This window comes from Streptosporangium sp. NPDC002524 (assembly GCF_040295985.1).
Lineage (GTDB): Bacteria > Actinomycetota > Actinomycetes > Streptosporangiales > Streptosporangiaceae > Streptosporangium.
On record NZ_JBEOWK010000004.1, the window covers coordinates 130879 to 146985 of the forward strand.

The following is a 16107-nucleotide window of genomic DNA, read 5'->3' on the forward strand; positions in this document are numbered from 1 at the left end:
GACGCCGTGACCGTCCTGGAGGAACCGTGACTGTTCTGGGGGAACCGTGACTGTCCTGAAGACGCCGTGACCGTCCTGGAGGAACCGTGATCGTCCTGGAGGAATCGTGAGCCTGTCCGACCTGCGGCCCGTTCCCGGTGACCAGCTCACCTTCCGGCTCCCGCCGAAGTTCGAGACCGTGGACGAGGAGCGTCGCCACCGCCAAGAACGCCTGGTCGCGGCGCTGCGGCTGTTCGGCAGGTTCGGCTTCGAGGAGGGGGTGGCCGGGCACATCACCGTCCGCGACCCCGAGCACACCGACCACTTCTGGGTGAACCCGTTCGGCATGTCGTTCAAGCACGTCAAGGTCGGCGATCTGATCCTCGTCAACCACGAGGGCCAGGTGGTCGACGGCCGCTACCACGTCAACAAGGCCGCGTTCGCGATCCACTCGATGGTCCACCAGGCCAGGCCGGACGTGGTCGCCGCCGCGCACAGCCACTCGGTGCACGGCAAGGCGCTGTCGTCCCTCGGCACGCTCCTGGAACCGCTCACCCAGGACGCCTGCGCCTTCTACGAGGACCACTCCCTGTTCGACGACTACACCGGTGTCGTCCTGGAGACCGAGGAGGGCCGCCGCATCGCCCAGGCCCTCGGTTCCCACAAGGCCGTCATCCTGCGCAACCACGGGCTGCTGACGGTGGGCGGCAGCGTGGACGCCGCCGCCTGGTGGTTCATCACGATGGAGCGTTCGTGCCAGGCCCAGCTCCTCGCCAAGGCCGCGGGACCCACCGTCCGGATCACCCACGAGAACGCCAAGCTCACCCACGGCCAGATCGGCGACGACAGGGCCGGCTGGATCAACTTCCAGCCTTTGTACGACCAGATCGTCGCCACCGAGCCTGACCTGTTCGGCTGAGGTCCCGCTTCGGCTGAGGTCCCGCGAGGGTCTCGTGACAGGCGTCCCCGTCACGAGACCCTCGCGGGCCCGGTCACACCGGGGTGGCCACCTGTCCTCTCTCCTTCAGGGCGAGCAGGGCGACCGCGCCGAGCAGCAGGACGCTCCCGCACGCCGCGGCAGGGGTGAGCCGCTCGCCGAGCAGCAGGATCCCCAGGATCGCCGCGCCGACCGGCTCCACGAGGGAGATCACGGCGGCCGTCGTGGCCCGTACCGCCACGAGACCGGTGAAGAAGAGCCCGTAGGCCAGGGCCGTCGGGACCGTGCCGAGATAGACGACCACCGCCCAGGAGACGAGCGGGTCACCGGAGGGCAGCAGGCCCTGGGCCGGCGCGACGGGGAGCAGGCAGAGCCCGCCGACGACGAAGCCGCCCGTCGCGGTGGCGTACGGCTCGTCGGCGGAGGCCCGGTTGAACAGGGTCACGCCCGCGTACCCGGCCGCCGACAGCAGGGCCCACCCGACACCGGCCGCGGAGAAGGCCGCCGAACCGTCGCCGAGCGTCAGCATGGCCAGGCCGGTCAGGGCGATCGCGACCGCGCCCAGCCCGGCGGGGCTCAGGCGCTCGCCCAGCAGCAGCCGCCCGCCCGCGGCCACCAGGACGGGGGTGGCGCCTATCGTGACCACGGTCGCCACGGCCAGGCCCGACTCGGCGATCGCCGCGAAGTAGGCCGTCTGGTAGACGGCCATCGCCACGCCGGTGACCAGGACCCTCCCGAGCATCGAACCCCGCCACGCGAGGCGGGCCCGCCGGAGGACGGGTCGCGGCCCGGCGTGCCGCGACCCGCTGAGGGCCGGATCCCGCCGGGTGTGACGGGCCGGTTGGACGTTGGTGAGTGGTTCGGCGTGCCGGGGGGCGCCGAGGCCGAACAGGAGCCTGGCCAGCAGGAGCACGGCCGCTCCGGCGGCGAACCGCCAGAAGGAGACGGCGACGGGGCCGAGCCCGCCCGTCTGGTGGAGCAGCGCGCCGGCGGCGCCACCGGTGCCCCAGGCGGTCGCCGCGATGGACACGTACAGCAGGCCCCGCCGTACGGAGACATGCGTCATGGAGATCTCTCCAGATGAGGTGGTTGACGTCAGGTCGCACGTATGCGGACGGCAAGCACCCACCGGACCACCACAGGTCCGGTCGTCAGGAGAGAGGGCCGCCCGCTAGGGGGCGGTCGGCGGGGAAACGATCAGGAACACGGAGACACCCTAACCAGGCACTCCTCAAAGCGGCCACCACTTATCCGGGCCAGTGCCTTACTGCGGGGCACTCTCCGATGCCCGTGCCGGGACCTGTCGTGCGAACCGTCGCGGTGAACATGACAGCGGTTGACAGGTATGGGCGGGACGATCGTTCCATGACCACGAAAGCACAGTTCCTCGCCGTGAACATCGACTGCGCCGAGCCCAGGCGGCTGGCCGAGTTCTACGCGGCCGTCTTCGGCTACGAGATCCAGTACGCGGAGGACACCTACGCCGGTATCGGCGACGGCACGACGAGCATCTACTTCCAGCAGAACCTCGACCGCAAGCCGGCCGTGTGGCCGGGGGCCGACAAGCAGTTCCACCTGGACGTCCGCGTGCCCGACCTGGAGGGGGCGATCCGGGACTACCTGGAACTCGGAGCGACCCGGCCCGACTTCCAGCCCGGCGAGGGGAAGTGGGTCGTGCTCGCCGACCCCGAGGGGCACCTGTTCTGCGTCTGCCCGCCCGGTGGCGAGTGACCGCTCACCACTTGACCGGCCGGGCTCCGTCCAGGCGCGGGACGACTGTCTGTCGACCGCATGGGCCTTCGGGGGTTCCCGGACCGAGGTGACCACTGGCCACACGGACCACTGGCCGCGCGGCCCCCGGGCCGGGCGGACCCCGTCCGGAGCCAGGGGGCCGGAGAGTCTGAAGGCCGGGGGACCAGGGGGCCGGGAGTTCGGGGGCAGGGGGTTGTCCGGGTGACTGGACGATCCGGGAGGGATGCGCTGGAGTTGCCTTCCGGACTCTCTCCTTCCCGGAGATGACGGAGACCTCCCCGGAGGCGACCGAGAGCCCGTTCTCCCTCGCCCGAGGCTCGTCCGGAGGCGGAGGTCCCCACCCCCGAGGAGGACTGACGATGCGGCACCCCCGGCGCGGGACGGTCGGCGTGATCTCGCTCGTCGCGGCGCGCGAAGGCCGCGAAGGCCGCGAGAACAACGGGGACCGTGAAGGCCGTGAGAACAACGATGACCACGAGAGCCCCCGGCCCCGCGATGACGGCATCGTGTATCTCGCCGGTGAAGACCCCGGGAACTCTGGGGATCCCGAGCCCTCCCGGCCCGGCGCACCCGCCGGTGCCCGGCCCGGTGACGGTGGTCCGGGCGCCGGGCCGGCGCGGGCCGGTGGTCAGGGCGTCGGTCGTGCCCGGGGCACCGGTTCGTGAGAATGTTCCCCGCCGGAAAGGGCGTCGCGCTCTCGTCGGCACCGGCCGGACGGTGCCTCGTCGCGTCTCGACAAACCGGGGAAGGTCCCTACCCGTTCGCCATGCGCCTTAAGCTTGCGGGATGACCCGTGAATCGCTTCTTTCCGGATGCCCCGTCCGTTATGTGAGGTGGCGATGACCTGGGTCGGGATATCGATCGCCCTGGTCGGCGCGCTGGGTTACGCCCTGGGCGCCGCGCTCCAGCAGTTCGAGGCGGTCACCGAGGGCGCCTCGCTGAAGCTGATGAAGCGGCCCCGCTGGTGGATCGGCGGCGTCATCGGTTTCACCGGGGCGTCCCTGCACGCCGTCGCCCTCAGCTTCGCGCCGCTGATCGCGGTGCAGCCGATCAGCGTGGCGACGCTGGTGTTCGCGGTGCCGCTGGCGGCGATGCTGCACGGCAGGCGCCCGCACCGGGGGGAGATCGTCGGCTCGGCCGCGGTGGCCGTCGGGCTGCTCGGGCTGCTGCTGCTGGTCCCCGCGCACCCCGTGAAACCCCACATGACGAACCAGGAGGCGCTGGGCTTCCTCGGCTGCGTCGGGCTGGTCGTGCTGGTGTCGCACCTGCTGGCCCGGAGGATGACCGGCTCGACCCACGCGCTCGTGCTGTCGGTCGGCGCGGGGGCGGTGACGGCGAGCGTCTCCACCTTCGTCCGGGTGGTGGGCGGCAACTTCGACGGTGACCTGGGCACGCTGCTCAGCTGGTTCACGCCGGCCATCCCCGTGCTGCTCATCTGCGCGGTCGTGCTGCTGCAGAAGACCTACGAGGTGGGTTACTTCGGCATCTCCTACGCCGCGGTCCAGATCGTCGACCCGATCACCTCGATCCTCGCGGGCGCGCTCCTGCTCGACGAGGCGGTGCCCAGCGGCTGGCTGAACGTGATCCCGGCCCTCGTCGCCGCCGCGCTGCTCGTCTGGGGGACGATCACCCTGGGACGGCTCTCCCCCGACCAGGGGGTGTCCGCCCCGCTACGCGAGAAGGCGGGCGTCGCGCCGTAACCGCGAACCGGCCCGGGGTCAGGGGGCCGGCGGTGTCCAGCCGAACACCTCGTCCATCGCGCCGTTCACGCTCGACGGGGCGAGCCGCCAGCTGAGCGCCATCATCGTGTCGCGCAGCCGTACGGCCAGCGGGTTGCGCATCCGGGTGACGCGGCAGATCGAGGCGGACCGGGCCACGATTCTGGACGTACGCTCCAGCCGCGCGGCGGTGTAACCGGCCAGCGGGTCGTTCCCGCCGCCTCTGCCGGTGGGCCTCCGGCCGTCGCCGGCCACGTGGGCCAGCACCACCGCGTCCTCGATCGCCTGGCAGGCGCCCTGACCCATGTTGGGGGTCATGGCGTGCGCGGCGTCGCCCAGCAGGACGACCCTGCCCCGGTGCATCGCGGGCAGCGGGGTGGCGAGGTGGTGGACGTCGTTCCTCAGGACCTTCTCCGGCGAGGCCGCGGCGAGCAGCTCCGGGATCGGTGCGTGCCAGTCTCCGAACAGCCGCCGCAGCTCGGCCAGCTGGTCCCCGCCACCGCCGCCCGCCGGGACGGTGTCGGTGGCGTAGCAGTAGGACGTGCCCCCGGCGAGCGGCATGACGCCGAAGACCTTGCCGCGCCCCCAGCTCTCGTACGCCTGACCCGGGACGCCCTCGGCGGGGACGAGCACCCGCCAGCTGGTGACGCCCGCGTAGCGGGGGGCGGGGTGGCCGGGGAACAACGCCGCCCTGACGGGGGAGTGGATGCCGTCGGCCGCCACCACCAGGTCCGCCTCCACCCGCCCGCCGGGGAGGGTGACCAGGCCGTTCTCCGCGTTGACCTCCGAGACCTCGGTGCCCAGCCGGACCGTGCCGGGTGCGAGGCGGGAGGAGAGCACGCCGACGAGGTCCGCGCGGCGCAGCAGCACCACGGAGTCGCCGCCGTTGCGCGCCGAGGCGGCCTCCACGGTGGTCCTCACCAGCCAGCCGCCGTCGGAGCGCCGGATGCCGCCCGCGCCCTGGACCGCGGACAGCTCGCGGATCTCGTCACCGGCCCCGATCGTGTCGAGCGCCTTGAGCGCGTTGGCGGCGACGGCGAGCCCCGAGCCGACCGGCTCCAGGGACGCCGCCCTCTCGAACACCGTCACGTCCCAGCCCCGCCGCTGCAGTGCCACCGCCGCCGTCAGCCCGCCGATGCCCGCCCCGATGACCACCGCACGTGTCATGACCTTCTCCTTTACTACGGATGTAGTGGACATTACTACGCCTGTAGTCCAACTACAAATGTAGTATCGGAGAGTGAAATCCCAACGCGCGGAGCTCGTCGCCGACACCGCCATCGCCCTGCTGGCGGATCGGGGAATGCGCGGCCTCACCCATCGGGCCGTGGACGAGGCGGCGGGGTTGCCGCCGGGGTCGACCTCCAACCTGGCCCGCACCCGGTCCGCGCTCCTGGAGCTGACCCTCGCTCGGCTCACCCAGCTGGAGTCCGCCACGTTCGCGCCGATCCTGGAGTCCCCGGCGGCGGACCTGGTCGGGGTTCTCGCCGAGATGACGGCCCAGGCGCTCTGGGCGCAGCTGACCGTCGGACGCCGCCAGGCGGTCGCCCGCTACGAGCTGGCTCTCGAGGCCACCCGCCGCCCCGAGCTGCGCAGGATCTACGACAGGGCCGGTGCGCGCTTCCGCGACCCCGCGGTCGCGATCCTCTCCGCCGCGGGCTCGTCCGACCCGGTACGGCACGGGCGCCAGATCGTCGCCTTCAGCGAGGGAGTGATCTTCGACGCCGTCATCGGCGCCGGAGCGGATCCCACCCTGGACGACCTCCGCCTGGGGATCGGGGAACTCCTGCGCGGCATGCTCGGCCGCGAGGACGCGTAGCACTCAGGTACGCAGGCACTCACGCACTCAGGTACGTGGGCACTCAGGTACGTAGGCCGCGGATCACAGGGCGGGGGGTTCGGCGGGGCGGTGAGACGGTCCGCAAGGAGGCAGGGAGGTAAGGGGGCAAGGGGGTAGGGGGCGGTTCGGCGAGACGGTCCGGTTGGGCGGGCCCGATCCCGGGGTCGGCGGTTCAGCGGGGCCGGTGGTTCGCGCAGGGTCGGCGGTTCAGCGGGGACGGCCGGTGAGGCGGGTGCGGTGGGCGGGCCACTCGTCGTCGAGGATGCTGAAATAGGCGGTGTCGCGCCAGGTGCCGTCCGCGCGGCGGCGCTGGCGGCGCAGGGTGCCCTCGGCGACGCCGCCGATGCGCCTGATCGCCTCCTGCGAGCGGACGTTCAGGTTGTCGGTCTTGAACTGGACCCGGTTCACGCCCAGCTTGTCGAAGGCGTGGTCGATCAGCAGGACCTTGCACCCGGTGTTCACCGCGGAACGCCACACGGACCTGCCGTACCAGGTCCAGCCGATCTCGATGCTGTCGGCGTATCCGGGGGTGTCGATGTAGGTGGTCCAGCCGACCGCGCGGCCGGTCTCCTTCAGGATCACCGCGAACGGCACGTGGTCCGGCACCTCGACCAGCCGTACCGCGATCTTCGCCAGCTCGGCCTCGGTGCGCGGGGTCGGGGCGGGCATCCAGCGCCACACCTCGTCGTCGTCGCCACCGGCCAGGAACAGGTCGGGGACGTGCCCGGCGGTCAGCGGCTCCAGCCGTACGGTCTCGTCCTCGAGGGTGACGGGAGCGGGCATCTTCGCGGTCATGGAGACGACCCTAGGGCCCGTGGCGGACCTGCCCGAAGGTCCACTCAGGGGGTGTTCCCGGGAACCACTCGGCGCTCGAACTGGGCGAGCCTGCGTTCGGCCGCGGAATCCTCGATCAGCCGGGTGAGACGCCTCTCCCTCGTCTCGGGCCGCTTCGCGGTGGTCACCCAGTGCAGCGCGGTCCTGCGGTAGCCGGTCGGCTGGCCCTGGAACCACTCCCACGCCGCCGTCTCCGCCCGGAAGCGGCGCTCCTGCTCCTCGTCCAGCGCGGCGTCCTCGCCCCGCTCGTGGGAGTAGATCACCGAGTTGTCCTCGGTCCGCTGCTCGAAGGCGAGCAGGCCCGCGGGGAGCATCAGGCCGCGCTCGGTCAGTTCGGCGACCTTGGCGATGTTGACCGCGCTCCATGTGCTGCGGGCCTTGCGCGGTGTGAAGCGGACGCTGTAGCTCTCGGCGTCGATCGTCCTGCGGACGCCGTCGATCCAGCCGAAGCACAGGGCCTGCTCGACGGACTCGGGCCAGGTGACGCTCGGGCGGCCGGTGCCCTTCCTGAAGAACCCCACCAGCAGTTCCGTCTCGGTCTCGTGATGCGCCTCCAGCCAGGCGCGGAACTCCTCGGGGGTGGCGAAGAAGACGGGGTCCATGGGGTTGAGCATAGGGGGCGTGTCGACAGGCATACCGTCCGGTCGGTACCCTCACGGGAGACCGTGAGGAGGGCCCATGGATTTCGCGTTCGACGCCGAGACCGAGGAGCTGCGGGGACGGCTGCTCGGCTTCATGGACGAGTGTGTGTACCCGGCGGAGGAGGCCTTCGAGGCCCAGGCCGCCGAGAGCGGGTGGGCCACTCCACCGCTGATGGAGGATCTCAAGGAGGAGGCGCGCAGGCGAGGCCTGTGGAACCTCTTCCTGCCGGGCGAGCACGGCGCGGGCCTGACCAACCTGCGGTACGCGCCGCTGGCCGAGATCATGGGCCGCTCGCCCAGGATCGCCCCGACCGCGACCAACTGCGCCGCCCCCGACACCGGCAACATGGAGGTCCTCTCCATGTTCGGCAGCGAGTGGCAGCGCAAGGAGTGGCTGGAGCCGCTGCTGCGCGGCGAGATCCGGTCGGCGTTCGCGATGACCGAGCCCGACACCGCGTCCTCCGACGCCACGAACATCGCGCTCTCGATCGTCAGGGACGGCTCCGAGTACGTCGTCAACGGCCGCAAGTGGTTCGCCTCCGGCGCGATGAACCCCAACTGCAGGATCTTCATCGTGATGGGCAAGACCGACCCCGAGGCGTCCTCGCACCGGCAGCAGTCGATGATCCTCATCCCGCGCGACACGCCCGGCATGCACGTCAAGCGGGGCATGCACGTCTTCGGCTACTCCGACTCCGACCACGGCGGGCACGCCGAGATCGTGTTCGAGGACGTCAGGGTGCCGGTCGACAATCTGATCGGCGAGGAGGGCGGCGGCTTCGCGATCGCCCAGGCCCGCCTCGGGCCCGGCCGCATCCACCACTGCATGCGGCTGATCGGGATGGCCGAGCGGGCCGTCGAGATGATGTGCGTCCGGACCCTGTCGCGGAGCGCGTTCGGCAAGCCGATCGCCCAGCAGGGTGTCGTCCAGGACTGGATCGCCGAGTCGCGGGTGCGGATCGAGCAGCTCCGCCTGCTCGTGCTGAAGACCGCCTGGCTGATGGACACCGTGGGCAACCGCGGCGCCCACGCTGAGATCCAGGCCATCAAGATCGCCACCCCGCGCGACGTGGAGTGGATCCTGGACAAGGCGATCCAGTCCCACGGCGCCGGGGGCGTCAGCCAGGACTTCCCGCTGGCCGGCCTCTGGGCGGGAGCGCGCTCGCTGCGGCTCGCCGACGGTCCCGACGAGGTCCACAAGCGCTCCCTGGCCTACCGGGAGCTCAAGAAACACATGTGAGCCCGCGTCCGCCCACCGCCTCGGGGGCGGGCGACACCGGGATGCCCCGGAGACGCGGGGCGCGCGGGCCGACGACGGCCGACTGGCGGTCGGCTGACGGCCGACTGCGGGCGACGAGGCTTGACGGAGGCCGGCGAAGGCCGGCACAGGCCGACGAAGGCCGATGGAGATCGACGAAGGGAGCGTCCGTGGCGCTGGACGAGAAGGCGGTCAGGGAGCGCGCTGCCGCGTTCCTGGCCGGGCACGACCCCGCCGGGGACCGGCTGGAGTTCCTGCGGGCCAGGTTCGACGCCGGGCTGGCCTGGGTGCACTTCCCCGAGGGGCTCGGCGGGCTCGGGGCGGCGCGCGAGCTGCAGAACGTCGTGGAGCGCGAGCTGGAGGGGACGCCGCAGCTCAACCTCGGGGTGCAGACGATCGGGCTGGGGATGGCGGCGCCCACGATCCTGACGTTCGGCACCGACGAGCAGCGGAAGCGGTTCCTGCGCCCGCTGTGGACGGGCGAGGAGATCTGGTGCCAGCTCTTCAGCGAGCCCGGCGCCGGTTCCGACCTGGCCACGCTCGGCACCCGCGCGGTGCGGGACGGCGACGAGTGGGTGGTCGACGGGCAGAAGGTCTGGACCTCCGGCGCCCACCACTCCCGCTGGGCGATCCTGGTCGCCAGGACCGACGCGGACGTGCCCAAGCACCGGGGGCTCACCTACTTCGTGTGCGACATGCACGCCCCCGGGGTCGAGGTCAGGCCGCTGCGGCAGATCACCGGCGAGGCCGAGTTCAACGAGGTCTTCCTCACCGGCGTACGGCTCGGCGACGACCTGCGGCTGGGGGAGGTCGGCGACGGCTGGCGGGTCGCGCAGACCACGCTCATGAACGAGCGGGTCGCCATCGGCGGCGCGCCGGTCCGGCGGGGCGGCGGGGTGGTCGGCCTGGTCGCCGACACCTGGCGCTCCCGGCCCGAGGCGCGCACCCACGACCTGCACCAGCGCCTGCTGCGCCTGTGGGTGGAGGCGGAGGTGACCCGCCTGGCCGGTACGCGCCTGCGCGAGCAGCTCTCCGCCGGGCAGCCCGGACCCGAGGGCTCCGGCATGAAGCTCGCCTTCGCCGACCTCAACCAGGCCCTGTCGGGGCTGGACGTGGAACTGCGCGGAGAGGAGGGCCTGGTCTACGACGACTGGACCTTCCGCCGCTCCGACAGCGTCGACTTCTTCGGCCGGGGCCCCGGATACCGCTACCTCCGCGCCAAGGGCAACTCCATCGAGGGCGGCACCTCGGAGATCCTGCGCAACATCATCGCCGAGCGCGTACTCGGCCTCCCCTCGGAACCCCGCGTCGACAAGGACGTGCCCTGGAAGGACCTTCCGCGATGAGGCGGAGTGAACCCGACGCAGTGAGCGGAGTGGGTCGCGAGGGACGAGCGGGCCGCGTAGCGAATGAGGAGTGGTGAGCGACCGATGACACTGCTGTATACCGAAGTCGAGGAGGAGCTCAGGGCCTCCGTGCGGGATCTTCTCGCGGACCGCTGCGGGGCCGACGCCGTGTTGAAGCGTGCCGAGTCCGAGGCGCCGTACGACATGGACCTGTGGAAGACGCTGTCCAGGGACATCGGGGTGGCGGGTCTGCTCGTGCCGGAGAACTACGGCGGGGCGGGGGCGTCGGCGCGGGAGGTCGCGGTGGTGCTGGAGGAGCTGGGGCGGGCGGTGGCGCCGCTGCCGTTCCTCACCAGCTCGGTGCTCGCGACCAAGGCACTGCTGCAGGTCGGCGAGGAGGACCTGATCCAGGAGCTCGCCTCGGGGGAGACGACGGCGGCGCTCGCGGTGTCGCTGGCGGCCTCGCCGTACCGGCCGCTGCCGGAGACCGTCACCGTCGCGGACGGGGTCCTGAACGGGGAGATCCGGGCGGTGGCCGGAGCGGACGTGGCGGACGTGCTGCTCGTGCCCGTCGGGACGGCGCTCTACCGGGTGGAGGCGGCGGACGTCCGGATCGACGTGGTGCCGTCGCTCGACCTGACGCGGCCGGTCGCCACCCTCACGTTCTCGGACACTCCCGGTGAGGCGATCGGCGCGTTCGACGTGCGGAGGGTGCTGAACTTCGGCGCGGGCCTGCTCGCCTCCGAGCAGCTCGGGGTCGCCGAGTGGTGCCTGGGCACGACGCTCGCCTACATCAAGGAGCGCCACCAGTTCGCCCGGCCGGTCGGCTCCTTCCAGGCGATCAAGCACCGGATGGCCGATCTCTGGCTGGACGTGGTGCGGGCCCGTGCCGCCGCGAGGAACGCGGCCGACCTGCTCGCCACGGACGCGGTCGCGTCCGGGTCCGGGTCCGGCGAGGGGGAGGCGAGCGGGGATCGCGAGCTGGCGACGGCGGTGGCCGCGTCGTGGTGCTCGGAGGTGGCGGTGCACGTCGCCGAGGAGAGCGTCCAGCTCCACGGAGGGATCGGGATGACCTGGGAGCACCCGGTGCACCTCTATCTCAAGCGCGCCAAGTCCACCGAGATCGCGCTCGGCACCCCGGGCGCCCACCGGGAGGCCGTGGCGGCCCTCGCGGACCTGCCCGGTCCCGTCTGACCGCACTGGCCGTACCGATCGCACTGGCCGCGCTACCCGTGCTGGTCGCGCTGCCCGTGCTGGTCGCGCTGCCCGTGCTGGTCGCGCTGGTCGCGCTGGCCGTGCTGCCCGTGCTGCCCGTGCGCCGACACGATGACCCCCGGCTCCGTGCCGGGGGTCACGCGGAGGGTGCGGGCCGCTCCGGTCGCAGCGAGGTGAGCAGCAGGTCGGCGAAGTGCGTCCCCAGCTCGGGGCCGGAGAGCGCGCCCTCCGCGCTGTACCAGGTGCCCAGGTGGTGGACGGAGCCGAAGAAGAAGTCGACGACGATGTCCGCGGGGACGTCGCTCCTGAAGGTGCCCTCGCGCTGGCCCTCGGTGACCAGGTCGCGGAAGCGCTCGTGGTAGTTGCGCCGCTCGGCGCGGACGACCTTGCGGGTGTCGGGCGCGAGCAGGTGCATCGAGCGGAAGAAGATCTTGGAGTCGTCCAGGTTCTCCACCGTGGTCGTCACGACGTCCGCGGCGGCGGAGTGCAGGCGCGTGGCCACCGGCCCCGGGCCGTCGGCGAAGTGGGTGAGCCGCTCCATCTGCAGGCGCAGCACGCGCCCGTAGATCTCGTGGAGCAGGTCGTCCTTTGAGTCGAAATAGTGGTACATGGCGCCCTTGGTGACACCCGCCGCGGAGACGACCTCCTGCACTGACGTACTCTCGAAGCCTCGCTCGGCGAACAGGCGGGTGGCCTCACTGAGCAGGCGTTGCCGTACCGGCTCCTGGTCCTGAGTCATGCGTCCCCCATGGTGTGGTGAGGGAAAGCATACCGACTGGTCGGTTGCGCCGCTGGCGGCTGGCGAATACGTGTTACTTGCGTCACCTTCGCGGCCCGGCGATAGCTGGAGCCCCCAATTGGGTATTTCATAGTCCGAGGATCTTCAGCGTGGCAGGTCCCCCCTCCCTTCCTTGCCGACCGTTCTAGCCATGGGGGTTCCGCTATGCCGGGCGGATCTATCTACGTGACACCAGTCGACCAGGTCCACGGCCTGTCGCCGCAGGTCATGTACGAGCAGTTCTGGATCAAGGAAGTCGTCCAGCGCAGGAAGATGCGCGCGGTCAAGGCGGCGGTCGGCCTCGCCGTGGGCGTCGCGCTCGCCTACCGGTTCGACCTGTCCCCGCCCATCCTCGGGCTGCTGTGCGGCCTGCTCGTCGCCGCCGGGGACGCGTTCCTGAGCTGGCGGGAGTACGACTCCACGGCCGTCTGGCGCGGCAGGCGCCGGGGCGAGACCATCACCGGCAAGCTGCTCCGCCGCAAGCTCCGCAGGGACGGGTACCACATCCTCGAAGGCCGGGCCATGCCGGGCAAGGCGTCGGTCGACCACCTCGTCATCGGCCCCGGTGGCGTCTGGGTGGTCGACAACGAGGCGTGGGACCCCGACACCGAGATCGCCCGGTACGGCGACCGGCTGTTCCTGGGCGAGAAGTACGGCACGAAGGTGGCCAAGGCGCTCGTCGAGGTGTCCGAGTCGCTGGCCGAGGTGCTCTCCCGCGAGTCGGGCATCCCCGTCACCATCGAGCCCCTGATCGCCGTGCACGGCGGGGTGATCAGGCGGTCGGTCACCGCGGAGGGGCTCACCCTCCTCAAGCCCCGCCTGGTCGCGCGCTGGATCCAGAAGGGACCCCGGGCCGACTTCGACGACGCCCAGGTCGAGGTCCTCGCCAGGACCGCCGCCCGGGTGCTGCGCCGCATGAGCTGACGGGCGCCCGCCTGGCCGTTCGGCCTGACTCCTTCCGCCCGGGATGTCCCCGGGCGGGCGGGCCGAGCTGGTCGTCCGCGTGGGCGACGGCTTTTAGCGTCTGGAGGGGGCCGGAGAGGTCCGGCCGTTCGGCCTGGCCCCCTTCCTCAGACGAGTTCCTCGATGAAGGCCGCCAGTTGCGCGGCGTTCCTGCACTCGTACATCGGCACGATCCCGCCGTACGCCGTCGCGAGGGAGTCGCCGCTGTCCCACTGGGCGGTCGGCTCCGGGTTGAGCCAGTAGGCGTGCCGGGCGCCCCCGGCCAGGCGCCTCAGCGTCTCCAGCGCGGGCGGCTGGTAGTTGGACCGGGCGTCGCCCAGGATGAGCAGGGACGTCCTCGGCCCGATCGCGTCGCCGTACCGTTCGACGAACCCCTCCAGCGCGTGGCCGTAGTTGGTCCGGCCGAACCGCACCATGTCGGCCTCCTTCGTCAGCCGGGTCATCGCCTCCACCACGTCGGCGCCCGGCACGAAGAACCGGGTGATCTCGTCCACGGTGTCCACGAACCCGAACGCGCGGACCTTGGTGAACTGCTCGCGCAGCGTGTACGTCAGCAGCAGGGTGAAGTGCGCGAAGGAGGCGACCGAGTCGCTGGTGTCGCACAGGACGACCAGCTCGGGCTTGTGCGGGCGGCGCGGCCTGTTGAAGGTGGTGAGCGGGACCCCGCCGCTGGACAGCGAGGCCCGTACGGTCCTGCGGAAGTCGAGGCGGCCACGGTGGCCGAGCCGGTGCTTGACGGTGAGCCGGGCCGCGAGGCGGCGGGCGAGCGGGTGGACCTCCCGGCGGAGCCTGGCCAGGTCGGCCTTGGCGATCCGCAGGAAGTCGAGCTGTTCGAGCGGCGGGCGTACCGCGGACCGGGCGATCCGCTCGATCCCGGAGTCCTCGGCGATCCGGCGGCGCACGTCGCCGGAGACGGCGTCCTCGAAGCGCCTGGTGTTCTCGCCGATCCGCTGCCGGGCGACCTTCTCCGCCAGCCCGCCGCGCTCCCGGCCCGCGAGGACCTCGGCGAGCAGCCGCGCCATGAGCGTCTCGGGGGAGAGCGTCCGCATCACCGGGTAGGAGAACCAGTTCTGCCTGCCGGGGCCCGCGGGCTGGCGGCCGAAGCGCTCCACCATCGCCCGCGCGAACTCGTTCATCCCCTCGGCGCCCAGCAGCAGCTCGGCCAGCCGGTCGCGCAACTCGGGGACCTCGGCGGTCTCCAGGTCCGGCAGGCCCTGCCGGTCCGGCTCGGCCTGGCGCGGCGCCTCCAGGCCGGTCGTCGTGGCGGGGAACCACAGGTCGAACAGCGTGTCGAAGCCCGGCCGGTGCGAGGGCCGCTTGACCAGCGTCGCGGCGTACGCGGCCCGCAGCGACTCCCGCTCGGTCAGGTCGATCACCGCCAGCGCCCTGGCCGCGTCCAGGCCCTCGGCCGGGGAGACCGGCAGCCCGGCGTCGCGCAGCGCGTGCACGAACCCCACGTGCCGGTCGAGCAGGCTCACCTCCGGCCTCCCGCCCCGCGCCCCGGACCGCTGGGAACCCCGCCTGCCGGGCCGTCCGGGCCGTCAGGAACGCCGGTCGCGGTGCGCCTCGCGGCGCTTTCGGCGGGGCCGACCAAGGGGCTGGCCGAGGGACCGACCAAGGAGCCGACCAAGGAGCTGGCCAAGGGGTCGATCGAGGGGCCGATCGAGGGGCCGATCGCGGGGCCGGCCACACCGGCCGAAGGGCCGGTCACAGGGCCAGCTCCTTGCGGGCCCGGGTCTGGTCGGAGGCGTGCTTGAGGACGACGCCGAGGGTGGCTCCGATCGCCGCCTCGTCGAGCTCGGTCCTGCCCAGCGCGAGCAGGGTGTTGGCCCAGTCGATCGTCTCGGCGATCGAGGGCGACTTCTTCAGCTCCAGGCCGCGCAGGGTGGCGACCGTGCGGGCGAGCTGCTCGGCCAGGCTCGCCTCGATCGCGGGCACCTGGGCCAGCACGATGTCGCGCTCACGCTCCGGCGTCGGATACTCCAGGTGCAGGTAGAGGCAGCGCCGCTTCAGCGCCTCGGACAGCTCGCGGGTCGCGTTGGAGGTCAGCACCACGTACGGCCTCCGCACGGCGGCGATCGTGCCGAGTTCGGGGATCGTGACCTGGTAGTCGGACAGGATCTCCAGCAGCAGCCCCTCCACCTCGACGTCGGCCTTGTCGATCTCGTCGATCAGCAGGACCACCGGCGTCTCCGACCGGATCGCCGCGAGCAGCGGCCGCTCCAGCAGGAACTCCTCGGTGAAGATGTCGTCATGCGTGGCGTCCCAGTCCTCGCCCCGCCCGGCCTGGATGCGCAGCAGCTGCTTCTTGTAGTTCCACTCGTACAGCGCCCTGGCCTCGTCCAGCCCCTCGTAGCACTGCAACCTGACCAGCCGGGCCCCAGTCGTCGCCGCCACGGCCTTGGCGAGCTGGGTCTTGCCCACCCCCGCGGGGCCCTCGGCGAGGAGTGGTTTGCCGAGAGCTCCCGCCAGGAAGACCGAGGTCGCGATGGAGTCGTCGGGGAGGTAGTCGACGGCGTCGAGCCGCTCGCCGGCGTCGCTCGGTGAGGCGAACAACATGTGTGCTCCCAGTACAGGACCGAATGTTGTTCTAGCTTAGCCGGTGATCGTCTCCTCCCCGCTTCCGCCCTCGGCCGGCGGCCGTCGCCGATTTCGGGGCGCCGCCCGATGTGCGCTATCCTTCAAGGGCTTCAAGCGCCGCTAGCTCAGTTGGTTAGAGCAGCTGACTCTTAATCAGCGGGTCCGGGGTTCGAGTCCCTGGCGGCGCACCGGGCGAGACGCCGAAGGGCCCCCTCCACGTGGAGGGGGCCCCTTCGGCGTTCGAGGGCTTCACGGGCTCCTCGGCG

General features: G+C 71.9%; 17 protein-coding genes and 1 tRNA gene. 10 read left to right on the plus strand and 8 right to left on the minus strand.

What is annotated here, in order from left to right:
- Positions 1 to 106: 106 nt before the first annotated feature.
- The gene (locus tag ABT053_RS07640; RefSeq protein ID WP_350968079.1) at positions 107 to 898 is read left to right on the plus strand and encodes a class II aldolase/adducin family protein; all 792 of its coding nucleotides are present in this window, start codon (positions 107 to 109) and stop codon (positions 896 to 898) included.
- Positions 899 to 971: 73 nt separating this feature from the next.
- Here the strand turns inward: ABT053_RS07640 and ABT053_RS07645 are convergent, their stop codons facing one another.
- Positions 972 to 1982 carry an EamA family transporter gene (locus ABT053_RS07645; protein WP_350968080.1) on the minus strand — a complete coding sequence of 337 codons (1011 nt, stop codon included), beginning with the start codon at positions 1980 to 1982 and terminating at the stop codon, positions 972 to 974.
- Between the two features lie 299 nt (positions 1983 to 2281).
- Here ABT053_RS07645 and ABT053_RS07650 point away from each other — a divergent pair, with 299 nt between their 5' ends.
- From ABT053_RS07650 to ABT053_RS07660, 3 genes are all read left to right on the plus strand, one after another.
- The gene (locus ABT053_RS07650) at positions 2282 to 2647 is read left to right on the plus strand and encodes a VOC family protein (RefSeq protein WP_350968081.1); all 366 of its coding nucleotides are present in this window, start codon (positions 2282 to 2284) and stop codon (positions 2645 to 2647) included.
- A gap of 410 nt (positions 2648 to 3057) precedes the next feature.
- On the plus strand, positions 3058 to 3333 hold the full coding sequence (locus ABT053_RS07655) for a hypothetical protein (RefSeq protein WP_350968082.1): 276 nt from the start codon (positions 3058 to 3060) through the stop codon (positions 3331 to 3333).
- 174 nt (positions 3334 to 3507) lie between these two features.
- Positions 3508 to 4368, plus strand: a complete 861-nt coding sequence (locus tag ABT053_RS07660) for a DMT family transporter (protein WP_350968403.1) — start codon at positions 3508 to 3510, stop codon at positions 4366 to 4368.
- 18 nt (positions 4369 to 4386) lie between these two features.
- On the opposite strand, the gene ABT053_RS07665 is transcribed toward ABT053_RS07660, so the two are convergent.
- Positions 4387 to 5553 (minus strand): FAD-dependent oxidoreductase, encoded by a 1167-nt coding sequence (locus tag ABT053_RS07665; protein ID WP_350968083.1) that lies wholly within the window; start codon positions 5551 to 5553, stop codon positions 4387 to 4389.
- Positions 5554 to 5626: 73 nt separating this feature from the next.
- Here ABT053_RS07665 and ABT053_RS07670 point away from each other — a divergent pair, with 73 nt between their 5' ends.
- Entirely contained in the window at positions 5627 to 6205 is a 579-nt protein-coding gene (locus ABT053_RS07670; RefSeq protein ID WP_350968084.1) for a TetR/AcrR family transcriptional regulator, read from the plus strand.
- Positions 6206 to 6433: 228 nt separating this feature from the next.
- Here the strand turns inward: ABT053_RS07670 and ABT053_RS07675 are convergent, their stop codons facing one another.
- On the minus strand, positions 6434 to 7021 hold the full coding sequence (locus ABT053_RS07675) for a GNAT family N-acetyltransferase (protein WP_350968085.1): 588 nt from the start codon (positions 7019 to 7021) through the stop codon (positions 6434 to 6436).
- A 44-nt stretch (positions 7022 to 7065) separates the two neighbouring features.
- Positions 7066 to 7662, minus strand: coding sequence for a YdeI/OmpD-associated family protein (locus ABT053_RS07680; protein WP_350968086.1), 597 nt, complete (start codon positions 7660 to 7662; stop codon positions 7066 to 7068).
- Between the two features lie 76 nt (positions 7663 to 7738).
- Here ABT053_RS07680 and ABT053_RS07685 point away from each other — a divergent pair, with 76 nt between their 5' ends.
- From ABT053_RS07685 to ABT053_RS07695, 3 genes are all read left to right on the plus strand, one after another.
- Positions 7739 to 8941, plus strand: coding sequence for an acyl-CoA dehydrogenase family protein (locus ABT053_RS07685; RefSeq protein WP_350968087.1), 1203 nt, complete (start codon positions 7739 to 7741; stop codon positions 8939 to 8941).
- 188 nt (positions 8942 to 9129) lie between these two features.
- Positions 9130 to 10305, plus strand: coding sequence for an acyl-CoA dehydrogenase family protein (locus ABT053_RS07690; protein WP_502991709.1), 1176 nt, complete (start codon positions 9130 to 9132; stop codon positions 10303 to 10305).
- 84 nt (positions 10306 to 10389) lie between these two features.
- Positions 10390 to 11499 carry an acyl-CoA dehydrogenase family protein gene (locus tag ABT053_RS07695; protein WP_350968088.1) on the plus strand — a complete coding sequence of 370 codons (1110 nt, stop codon included), beginning with the start codon at positions 10390 to 10392 and terminating at the stop codon, positions 11497 to 11499.
- 32 nt (positions 11500 to 11531) lie between these two features.
- Here ABT053_RS07695 and ABT053_RS07700 read toward each other — a convergent pair whose 3' ends face one another.
- Together ABT053_RS07700 and ABT053_RS07705 are read right to left on the minus strand one after the other, a co-directional pair.
- Complete coding sequence (locus tag ABT053_RS07700) at positions 11532 to 11660, minus strand: hypothetical protein (RefSeq protein WP_350968089.1); 129 nt, start codon at positions 11658 to 11660, stop codon at positions 11532 to 11534.
- The gene (locus ABT053_RS07705) at positions 11657 to 12259 is read right to left on the minus strand and encodes a TetR/AcrR family transcriptional regulator (RefSeq protein ID WP_350968090.1); all 603 of its coding nucleotides are present in this window, start codon (positions 12257 to 12259) and stop codon (positions 11657 to 11659) included. Before ABT053_RS07705 ends, ABT053_RS07700 begins: the two co-directional genes overlap by 4 nt.
- Before the next feature lie 225 nt (positions 12260 to 12484).
- On the opposite strand from ABT053_RS07705, the gene ABT053_RS07710 reads away from it, so the two are divergent.
- A complete protein-coding gene (locus ABT053_RS07710; RefSeq protein ID WP_350968091.1) occupies positions 12485 to 13222 on the plus strand; it encodes a nuclease-related domain-containing protein in 738 nt (245 codons plus the stop codon).
- Positions 13223 to 13368: 146 nt separating this feature from the next.
- On the opposite strand, the gene ABT053_RS07715 is transcribed toward ABT053_RS07710, so the two are convergent.
- Both ABT053_RS07715 and ABT053_RS07720 read right to left on the minus strand, forming a co-directional pair.
- On the minus strand, positions 13369 to 14739 hold the full coding sequence (locus ABT053_RS07715) for a vWA domain-containing protein (RefSeq protein WP_350968092.1): 1371 nt from the start codon (positions 14737 to 14739) through the stop codon (positions 13369 to 13371).
- Between the two features lie 229 nt (positions 14740 to 14968).
- Positions 14969 to 15820, minus strand: a complete 852-nt coding sequence (locus tag ABT053_RS07720) for an AAA family ATPase (protein WP_350968093.1) — start codon at positions 15818 to 15820, stop codon at positions 14969 to 14971.
- Between the two features lie 135 nt (positions 15821 to 15955).
- On the opposite strand from ABT053_RS07720, the gene ABT053_RS07725 reads away from it, so the two are divergent.
- Positions 15956 to 16029, plus strand: a tRNA-Lys gene (locus tag ABT053_RS07725).
- Positions 16030 to 16107: the final 78 nt, after the last annotated feature.